General features: G+C 66.5%; 7 protein-coding genes and 5 pseudogenes. 4 read left to right on the top strand and 8 right to left on the bottom strand.

Annotated elements, in window-relative coordinates:
* Positions 1 to 276 (top strand): transposase (locus ABZT06_RS49905; protein ID WP_355756423.1); only part of this gene is annotated, 276 nt, incomplete at its 5' end.
* Positions 277 to 491: 215 nt separating this feature from the next.
* Here ABZT06_RS49905 and ABZT06_RS49900 read toward each other — a convergent pair.
* From ABZT06_RS49900 to ABZT06_RS49885, 4 genes and pseudogenes are all read right to left on the bottom strand, one after another.
* The gene (locus ABZT06_RS49900) at positions 492 to 1394 is read right to left on the bottom strand and encodes a hypothetical protein (protein ID WP_355756420.1); all 903 of its coding nucleotides are present in this window, start codon (positions 1392 to 1394) and stop codon (positions 492 to 494) included.
* A gap of 4 nt (positions 1395 to 1398) precedes the next feature.
* Entirely contained in the window at positions 1399 to 2457 is a 1059-nt protein-coding gene (locus ABZT06_RS49895) for an NlpC/P60 family protein (RefSeq protein ID WP_355756417.1), read from the bottom strand.
* Between the two features lie 326 nt (positions 2458 to 2783).
* Positions 2784 to 2897 (bottom strand): annotated as a pseudogene (locus ABZT06_RS49890) (IS5/IS1182 family transposase); the annotation flags it as partial.
* Positions 2898 to 3515: 618 nt separating this feature from the next.
* Complete coding sequence (locus tag ABZT06_RS49885) at positions 3516 to 4037, bottom strand: DegT/DnrJ/EryC1/StrS family aminotransferase (protein ID WP_355756414.1); 522 nt, start codon at positions 4035 to 4037, stop codon at positions 3516 to 3518.
* Between the two features lie 82 nt (positions 4038 to 4119).
* Between ABZT06_RS49885 and ABZT06_RS49880 the strand changes: the two genes are divergently transcribed.
* Together ABZT06_RS49880 and ABZT06_RS49875 are read left to right on the top strand one after the other, a co-directional pair.
* Positions 4120 to 4362 carry a hypothetical protein gene (locus ABZT06_RS49880; RefSeq protein ID WP_355756411.1) on the top strand — a complete coding sequence of 81 codons (243 nt, stop codon included), beginning with the start codon at positions 4120 to 4122 and terminating at the stop codon, positions 4360 to 4362.
* Positions 4363 to 4728: 366 nt separating this feature from the next.
* Positions 4729 to 5043 (top strand): annotated as a pseudogene (locus tag ABZT06_RS49875) (transposase family protein); the annotation flags it as partial.
* 92 nt (positions 5044 to 5135) lie between these two features.
* On the opposite strand, the pseudogene ABZT06_RS49870 reads toward ABZT06_RS49875, so the two are convergent.
* The 3 genes and pseudogenes from ABZT06_RS49870 to ABZT06_RS49860 form a co-directional block, all read right to left on the bottom strand.
* Positions 5136 to 5438: pseudogene (locus ABZT06_RS49870) on the bottom strand (integrase core domain-containing protein); the annotation flags it as partial.
* A gap of 4 nt (positions 5439 to 5442) precedes the next feature.
* Positions 5443 to 6804 carry an IS30 family transposase gene (locus tag ABZT06_RS49865; RefSeq protein WP_355756426.1) on the bottom strand — a complete coding sequence of 454 codons (1362 nt, stop codon included), beginning with the start codon at positions 6802 to 6804 and terminating at the stop codon, positions 5443 to 5445.
* Between the two features lie 121 nt (positions 6805 to 6925).
* A pseudogene (locus ABZT06_RS49860) lies at positions 6926 to 7793 on the bottom strand (IS3 family transposase); the annotation flags it as partial.
* A gap of 386 nt (positions 7794 to 8179) precedes the next feature.
* Here ABZT06_RS49860 and ABZT06_RS49855 point away from each other — a divergent pair.
* Positions 8180 to 9370 carry an IS110 family transposase gene (locus ABZT06_RS49855; protein WP_355756408.1) on the top strand — a complete coding sequence of 397 codons (1191 nt, stop codon included), beginning with the start codon at positions 8180 to 8182 and terminating at the stop codon, positions 9368 to 9370.
* Between the two features lie 30 nt (positions 9371 to 9400).
* Here ABZT06_RS49855 and ABZT06_RS49850 read toward each other — a convergent pair.
* Positions 9401 to 9485, bottom strand: a pseudogene (locus ABZT06_RS49850) (IS5/IS1182 family transposase); the annotation flags it as partial.

Genomic DNA, 9485 nt, shown 5'->3' with positions numbered 1-9485 from the left:
GCCGGCCTCAACAAGTCGATCAACGATGCCGGATGGGGGGTGTTCCTGACGATCCTGCACGCCAAGGCTGAAAGCGCCGGACGGGAAGTGATCGCCGTGGACCCCCGCAACACCTCCCGCACCTGCCCCGAATGCGGGCACACCGCGAAGGACAACCGGCCAACACAGGAAAAGTTCCACTGCGTCGCCTGCAGCCACACCGCGCACGCCGACACAGTGGCAGCCACCAACGTTCTACGGGCCGGGCTGGTCCGTCGCAACGCCAACCCGGCGTAACGAGAAGCCCCCGGCTTCAGCCGGGGGAGGAGTCACGAATTGCCGGTTCACAATCTGGCCTCGGACTGGCGTGTGGGGACAACCCCATTAGAAGGTGCCTCACGTCCCGGACTGCCGGGGCCTGATCGATTTATCGCGCGGTGCCACCGCGTTGCCATCTTGTCGGCCACAGGCAGTCGGAGCGGGGATGCCACATATCCGCGCCCGTATCGTGATTACCTAGCGGACCGGCCCGGGTGGGTGACACGCCACAGTGCCCCTCGCGTAGATGCGCGAGGCTCGTCCCTAACCGCGACTGGTTCGCGACCTGCGGCAGAGTCGGGATCCGTGGATAGATCTGGTTGGGGTCGGACTTTGGTCCCGAGCCGCCGCCTGACAACTTGGGCCATCGCCTGGTGGGACGGCTCCGACAGCAAACCCTCCTCTGACAGCCTCTCCCACATGTGCAGCAACTCCTTTCCGCGAACGGCCACCTGGCCATCGTCCGTCAGCCGCTGCCATGTCGCGGTGGCACGGGCCACCTCGGGAGCCGCCCGATGCAGACTGGTGCTACAACGTACCCGCGCGACGGTCAGCGCAAGACTGGTGGAGAGCGCGTAGTCGCCCCGCAAATAGGCCAGATACGCCTCGAGGGCGTGTGCTTCCAAAGAGAATTCGTCCTCCACTCCCCGGCGCAGCGTGAGGTGCTCCCGAAGGGCACTGGAGAGCACGAAGGCTGTGTGCAGTTCCTTGCGCCGTGCGTGCTGGACGATGCGCTCGGCACGGGCGAGTGGAGGAAACACATGTTCCTCCGCAGCGGTGCGCTCCGGCCCCGGCGGCAAGTCTTCGTCGTCAGCGAGGGGCCGGCTCATACCGTCCGGATACACACGCAGGCGTGAGACCTGCTGCACCACGCGGTCAATGACGGTGGCTATGACCGGGGCCTGCAGGGAGCGGGCGAACATGACGAGGGCGTCCAGCATCGCCTCGCTGGACGTACGGTCGCTGGGCATCGCCAGCAGGTAACCGTTGACTACTGTCGAGCCGTCCTCGGCCATGTAGACATCGAGGCGAGCCGCTGGCGGGGTGCTGACGGCCTGAAGGCCGCCGTCGCTGTGGGATGAAAGCGGTCGGGTCATTTGCTCAGACTCCCGGGCGGACGACGCCGAGGATGGGCATGGACGCAGCCGGAGCGATCGTAACGGTACGTCCGGGCCGCGGTGCGTGGACGATTTTCCCGTGACCGATGTAGATACCCACGTGCGTGGCGTCGCTGAAGTAAATGATCAGGTCGCCGGGCCGCGCGAGCGCCAGACTTACGCGGGTCAGTCCGTGCCATTGACTTTGCGAGGTGCGGGGTATCGGATTCCCGGCTACCGCCCATGCCCTAGAGGTGAGCCCTGAACAGTCGTACGACGCAGGGCCCACGGCACCCCACACGTACGGTTTGCCGATTTGAGTCATGGCGAAGTCAACCGCTTTCGCGGCCGATCCGATGACTCTCGCCCGGCTCCTGTCGAAGCCCGCTGCGCCCCACTGGGCTTCGGCGCTGTGCGCCGCCGCCTTTTCCATTCGAGCCAGTTTGCGCTTTTGCGCTATCTTGAGCCCTGCCTCGATGCGCTTCGCTGCAGCGATTTTCCCCTCGATCTTCCGCTTCGCTCTCATCTTATCCGAGCGGATGCCGAGCAGTTTGTACAGTTCTTCAGCGGCTGCGTCGCTCTTGTACGCCAGCTCAGCACGGGCACTCGCCTGAGCATCGGAGGCATTCATCATGTCCCTCATGAGTTGCCGAGACTGGGATGCTTCGTGTAGGGCCTGGTCAGAGTTGTCGCCGAGGAGCAACTGAACGCCTGCGGCCGCGATTCCGCCCCCACGGTACTGCGCTCTAGCGGCCGCACCCACGAGATCGTGTAGATCGTCGACGCGGTCCTCGGCACGGTCTCGGTCCTTGCGCAGCCATACCAGGCGCCTTTCCTGCTTGGTCGCCTTCTCGTTGGCGTCGTCATACGCTTCGGTGGCCACCTCCGCCTGGTGGTAGAGAGCGTCGAGTTCGGTGCGGATCTGGCCGATCGAGGTAGTGCTCCCGGGGATGGGTGCAATCGGGGCGGCATAGCTCGGGCTTGCGAGGGAAAAGATCGCGCACACGAGGGTCGCGATGGTGGCCTGACTACGCAGATGCTTGCCACAGGTCGACACGTTCATTGGTTCCACTTTCACGAGGTCGCGTACAGGCGGGCTCCCATGGACGTTTGCTCGACACAGCCGTCATAGCGGGTCGACCGGAGGGCTCCTTCGTGCCTCAAACACACTACCGACACCTCACACCAACGCGATGGGCGCACACGTATATATCTAACACGTATCTCTCCTGCCGTGCCTGGTAGTCGATCTCGGGCATCCGGTTCCGCGGCTGACGTTGGGACAGGTGGCTCAGGCGACCAAGCGCGATCTACCTCATTGTGTCAGCCGTTGTTTACTGCAAGATACCGACACATGTACAAGATCCCGCAGCCACATCCTGATGCGGCAACGGCTTGCGGCCCCGGATACCGGAATCTGGGCTCGTGCTGCGGCAGCAGCGGCTCAAGGTGATCCCACAGCTCATCCGAAACGATCCACGGCGGTGACCTGCGCTCTGCGATCGGCGCCGATCCCGGGGTGCGTGTCTTCCAGCAGCTGGTCGACTACGTCGTCCCGGACCACGAAGGCGCCGGTGCAGTGGCGGCGGGTAATTCGGTGCTCCAGACCTGGTGGACTTTGTCACACTACGTCGCCCGAAACGAGCGCGGGCGCCGCGGCAACTCACTGTGGTCGCGGACCTCACCGTTCTCGACGTTCGGACACGGAGAGTTCATCCGCGCGGACTTCCTCCAGATGATCGGCGGGTTCCCGCGGTACGCCTACGCCGACGGGCTCCTGCTCGGCTGGGTGGCCCGCCTGGCGCGGGAGCCGATCGGTCTGCTGGTCAACCGCGACGTGGCCGAGGTCCCCCGCACGGGGCGTGACCTCGTCCTGCAGCAGACCGCCTGGTTACGGGGCCTTCTGAACTTCGGCGTCACGGTGGAGTGGTGCCGTGAACAGAACCTGCTGCGACTTCCGGCCAGCGAGGTCCGCCTCCTCAAAGCCCGCCACCTGGCCATTCCCGTGGCGTGGGGGCTGAGTACCGCGGCGGTGGCCACAGGGATTGTGGCCGAAGTGCACCGGGTGATTCACAAGCGAAGCTCTGCGGCCGATCTTGCCGCGATGGCAGCATTGGCCGCCTACCCGGTGATTCCCGGCCTGGTGGCCACGACGCAACAGCAGCGCGCCATGGGCCGTGGTGGGTGGGCCGCCGGAGTGCTGGCATCCTGGCCCATGGAAGGGCTGGCGTTCCAGGAGATGCCCGTGCCGTCGAACACGGTGCGCGCGGACTCCCTCAGCTGTGCGTGGCGGGCGCGCAGTGCGCCGGGGTCTTCCATCTGGCCCAGGCACCAGGCCGCCCCGACGCCGTTGATCTTGAAGTTGGTGCCGAGCCGGCTGCCGAAGGGGCCCGTGGGATCCACCCGTGTGCCGGAGAAGTCTGCCAGCTGGCAGAAGTTGCGCACCGCGAGGATCTTGTCGGCGAGTGCTGTGCTGCGGGTGAGGCTGGCGCCGCCCTCGCCGGCCTTGATCGGCTTGCGGCCGTGCAGGCTCAGGCAGATCACGTCGGCTGCGTCGGCGAGCGCCTGCGGCTCGAGCCGCAACGGCGCTTGCGCCGCGTCGACGATCACCGGGATTCCGCGCTGGCGGAGGTCGGCGAGCACCTGGGGGTCCTCGTCCCAGTAGCCCCACAAGGGAATGCGTGACAGGCCCTTCGGCCGAGTCGCCCGCCATGCCCTGCCCCACGTGACCGGTTTGGACGACGAAACGCTGATCGTCACTCAGGTCCCGTGCAAGCGCTCGCTCATCGGTGGTGAGATCTCCAGCCATGACGGCGGTGCGCGGCAGGTCGAGGAAGGCGCGTGGGCCGGGTATCGCGGCGAGTGGATCGGTGTACTCCTCTTCCGCCCCCTCGATACGTCTTTGCTCTCTTGCTTTTCCCTTCCTTTCCCATCCTGTGCCGGTCGTAGCGGAATGCGGCTGGACTGAGTCGAGCCCGACCCGGTCCGGTACGCCAGGGCGGAGACCGTCACGCCCGGCCCAGTCCGGCGTCCGGGGCCTGGACAGCTTCTCGACAAGCGCGGTGTACTCGCCGGCCTTGGCCTCGAACCACTGCTGCAGGTCCTGGCTGACGATCCGCATCAGCTCCACGCGCGGGCCCGGCCGCATGCGGCTGACCGCTTCGGACAGTCGCGGATGGCTGTCGATCTGCTCACCCAAGCACGGGTTCCAGAGAAGCGCGGACTCAGTAAAATCGGGCATGCCGTCGGCCATTCATGTGTGCGTCAGAGATGTCCCCCAATCGATAAACGGTATGAGCGAATCCATAGGTTCACGCTCGAAACTTGCCCAGCGTTGCCGTTTCGTCCCGGGACACGAACGCCGCGGAAGCGTCGATGGCCTCGTTGGTCATCCGTCATCCACCCAGCCACACTCGACCTGCCGCATGCACTCGTGGAGTGGGCCACCGTGCTGATCGTCACCCGTGAGGGCCACCGGCGCTGAGAACTCCGGCCGTCCCGGCGCACGATGGTGGCACTGGTGTAATAGCGTGAACACATCACTCTGGCGAAGATCGCCGCCGGGTTCGGAATCAGCGAGTCCATCGCCCACGCCTGCACCAGCGCGGTTGTCGATCTGCTCGCCGTCGTAGTTCAGCGGCCGCCAGGGGCGGCGAAGTGTCCACCGCAGCGGTTGGCTTCGGCTGCGGGGAACGTCTCGCCGCCAGGCCGCGGGCCTTGACCCCGAATCCTGAACACGGGTTATGTGTCTTGTGCCAGCGTAGTTGGTGTGTGGTGGAAGGTGTTCTCGAAGGCGATCGGTGATCGTTGTCCGAGGCGGGAGTGCCGGCGTCGGGTGTTGTAGCGGTGGAGCCATCGGAAGGCCTCGAGTTGGGCCTCGCGCTCGTCGCTCCAGCTCTTTCGTCCTTGCAGGGTCTCGCGTTTGAACGTCGCGTTGAAGGACTCGGCGAGTGCGTTGTCCGCGCTGGAGCCGACCGCGCTCATGCTTTGCCGGTCCCCTGCTGACCTGCAGGTTTGGGCGAAGGACCTGCTCGTGTATTGGGCGAGTTCAACCGGTCGATGCAACACCGGGTTGTTGTAGCGAGCGTAGTTGCTCTTCGAAGACTTCGGCGGGCGTCTTCCAACCAAGGATCTTGCGGGGCCGATTGTTGAGCGCGTATGCGACGGCTTCGAGGTCTTCGGCGGACCATCGGGACAGGTCTGTGCCTTTCGGGAAGTACTGCCGCAGCAGCCCGTTGGTGTTCTCGTTCGTCGGTCGCTGCCAGGGCGAGTGGGGATCGGCGAAGAACACCCGCGTCCCGCTCTCCATGGCGAACTGGGCGTGGCCGGAGAGCTCCTTCCCGCGGTCCCAGGTGAGGGTCTTGCGTAGTTGCTCGGGCAACTTGGTCATCGCTTCCGTCAGAGCCGCGTTCATCGCGACGGCCCCGTATCCGCCGAGCGACGGCCCGTTCTTGACGTACGGTTTCTCGCCCCAACCGTTCAGTCGTGGCAGATGGACCAGGAGCGTGGACCGGCTGCTGCGCTCGACGAGCGTGCCAATCGCGGACCTGCCCGTCCCGATGATCAGGTCGCCCTCCCAATGGCCCGGGACAGCACGGTCGTCGGCCTCGGCCGGGCGCTCGCTGAGAACGACGTCAGCGGTGACGTGGCCCTGCGGCTTGTTCCTGGCCCGCGCCCTGGGCTCCCGCAACGCACGGCCCGTGCGCAAGCACGTGACCAGCTCGCGCTTGAGTGTGCCTCGGCCCTCGATGAACAGCGACTGGTAGATCGCCTCATGGCTGATGCGCATGGACTCATCATCAGGGAAGTCGACCCGCAGTCGGCAGGCGATCTGCTCCGGGCTCCATGCCGTTGACCACCGCCTGTCCTGGCGATGGGGCTTGTTCAGGCCCTTCCACGGCGGCGTCGCGGGACCTGGAACGATCGTGCCGTCGGGTCGGCGCACGTCACCGGCGAGCCGGTCCTGCACGTACTCACGCAAACGGTCGTTGTCCACGAGCTTGGCCGTCTTCGGGCGTTTCGCGGCCTGCTGCGCTTTCCACTGGGCCACCACGGCGCGATAGACCGGCTTACCGTTCCTGGTCGCGGCGTTGCGACGCAGCTCGCGAGAGATCGTTCCCGGGTCGCGGCCGATCGTGCGGGCGATCTCGCGCACGCCCTTGTCCTGGGCCTTGAGCAGGGCGATCTCCTCGCGTTCCGCGAACGACAGGTAGCGGCCCGAGGGCTCGTCCAGACTCAGCGGCGCCATCCCGCCAGCGTGTCGGAACCACCGAATCCCGACCGGCGCCGACACGCCGACCCCCTCGGCGGCCTGGACAGAAGTGACCCCCGATGCGATCAGACGCCAGAACTCGCGCTGAACAGCACGCGATGGCTCAGGCCGGCCAGGCGAGCGCATCGGCGGCCGCATCGCCCTGTCTGCGGCCCACTGCCGCCGCGCACCGGATGGTGCCTGAGGCATCTGCTTCCTCGGTCGTCCCACTGCACACCTCCGCGTTCAGAAGGTGTTGCGACGATCAGTTGAATCCGCCTTGGGCTCCGTGGTCGGTATGCATGATCGATCCCGCGAGGCTGCCGCGGGTGCGGATCGCCGCCGCCAGGGCGTCGGTCACCAGGTCCGCGCGCATGTGGTCGGCGATCGCCAGGTAGCAGAACTTCCCGCCCTCGACGGGCAGGTAGGTGATGTCGCCGGCGTACTTCGTGTTCGGCTTGTCCGCGGTGAAGTCGCGGCCGGTCAGGTCGGGCGCCTTGGCCGCGGCCGGGTCGGGGACGGTGGTGCGGTGCCGGCGGCGCAACCGGACTCCTTCGATACCCGACGCCCGCATGAGTCTGGCGACTCGTTTGTGGTTGACCGCCTCACCGTTCTCCTCGCGGAGCTCGGCGGTGATCCTCGGGGCTCCGTAGGTGCCGTCCGATTCTTGGTGCACGGCCCGTATCCGGGCGGCCAGGCGGGCGTCGGCTACCTGTCTGGCGGCCCGGTCCGTGGCCGTCCGGCGCCAGTAGTAGAAGCTTGAGCGGCTGACGCCGAGGATGCTGCAGAGCCGCTTCACGCCGTAACGGCGCTGGAGGTCGGCGACACACACTGGAAGCGGTTCACCAGCGCGTCTCCCAGGCGAAATACTTGGCGGCCTTCCGCAGGATCTCGCGTTCCTCCTCCAGCTCACGGACCTTCTTGCGCAGGGCCGCGTTCTCAGCCTCCAGCGGGGCCGGCGGCTGGGCCGGTTCCTGCGTCCGCCGTCCCCGAGGACGGCTCGCTCCGGCTGCCCTCACCCAGTTCCGCAGGGTCTCCGGGTTGATCCCCAGATCGGCGGCGACCGACCTGATCGTCGCCTCGGGCCGCGACTCGTACAGCGCGACCGCGTCCGCCTTGAACTCCGGCGGGTAGTTCTTCATCACCACGAGATGTCCGTCCTCAGATCCTCAGGATCCAGTGTCTCGTGTGTTCAACATCAGGGGTCAAGGCCCACCTCTCTCAACGGCATGGGAGCCCTGTCCGTTGTGGACCCCGGCCTCGCGTCGCCTCCGTCACTCGAACGGTGGCCACGCTGAAAAGGCTCCCTACGTTGTTGTGCGGGAGGTGGTGAGCCCTTCGTATGGTTCACCCACCCAGGGGTGCCGGGTGTGGTTGAAAAGGCTCTGCCTGTTGTGGCTCTCAGTGATTGGCCGCCCGGTGCCCCACGACGACTCGGCTGCCAATTAGGAATTGCGAATGATCGCTCCGTAGGGAATCGACAGCGACGTCGTCCGTGGGAGGCACTGGCAACACCACCGCACGGAGGCACCACATGGCCGCGATCTGGGCTGGCATCGACGCAGGAAAAACCCACCACCACTGCGTCGCGATCGACGAGAGCGGCCGTCGGCTGCTGTCACGACGCGTCGCCAACGACGAACCCGAACTGCTCGACCTCCTCGCCGATGTACTGGAGTTGGGCGATGAGGTGACGTGGGGCATCGACTTGGCCGACGGCGGAGCCGCCCTGGCCATCACGACCCTCCTCAACCACGGCCAGCCGGTGCACTACATCTCCGGCCGAGCCATCCACCGCGCCTCCGAGAGCTACCGCGGCGAGGGCAAGACTGACGCCAAGGACGCCGCCGTCATCGCCGACCAAGTCCGCGTCCGCCGGGATCTGCACCCCTTACACGCCACCGACGACACCGTCACCGACCTCAAAATCCTCACAGGCCGGCGCACGGACCTGGTCGCCGACCGCACCCGCACCATCAACCGCCTCCGAGCCCAGCTCACCGGCGTCTTCCCCGGCCTGGAACGGGCCCTGGATCTCACCAACACGGGCCCGCTCACCTTGCTCACCGGCTACCAGACCCCAGCGGCCATCCGCCGCATCGGCGCCAAGCGGCTGGAGACCTGGCTGCGCAACCGCCACGTCGTGCGCCCCGACCGCCTTGCCGAGATCGCCATCGTGGCCGCCGAACGGCAGCACACCAGCCTGCCCGGCGAGAAACTGACAGCCCAGCTGGTACACACGCTGGCGAGGGAGGTGATGGTCCTCAACCAGCAGGTCGCCGAACTCGACAAGGCCATCGAGGCCCGGTTTCGCGACCACCACGCCTTCGACGTGATCACCAGCATGCCAGGCCTGGGCATCATCCTCGGCGCCGAGTTCCTCGCCGCCACCGGCGGCGACATGAGCGCTTTCGGCACCGCCGACCGCCTCGCCGGATTCGGCGGCGTCGCCCCCGTGCCCCGCGACTCCGGGAAGATCAGCGGCAACCTGCGGCGCCCACAGCGATACAACCGCCGCCTCCAACGCGTCTTCTACATCTCGGCGTTGTTCAGCATCCGCCACAGCGAGGAATCGCGCCGGTTCTACGACCGCAAACGCGCCGAGGGCAAGCGCCACACCCAGGCCGTCCTCGCCCTTGCCCGCCGCCGCGTCAACGTCCTCTGGGCGCTCCTCCGCGACGGGCGGTGCTACGAACTCGCTCCGCCCAAGGCCCTCACGGCTTGACAGACCGCATTAGGAATCACTGAACCTCTTTCATCCTGAATAGTCGCAGGTCAAGAGTGTGTGGATGGCTTGTACGACGGTGCCGATACGCCGGGTTGAACATCGGGCTCGCCGT

The sequence above is a fragment of the Streptomyces sp. NPDC005483 genome, assembly GCF_040606035.1.
Lineage (GTDB): Bacteria > Actinomycetota > Actinomycetes > Streptomycetales > Streptomycetaceae > Streptomyces.
The sequence above is the reverse complement of the archived record's forward strand: the minus strand, read 5'-3'. Positions and strand labels throughout refer to the sequence as shown.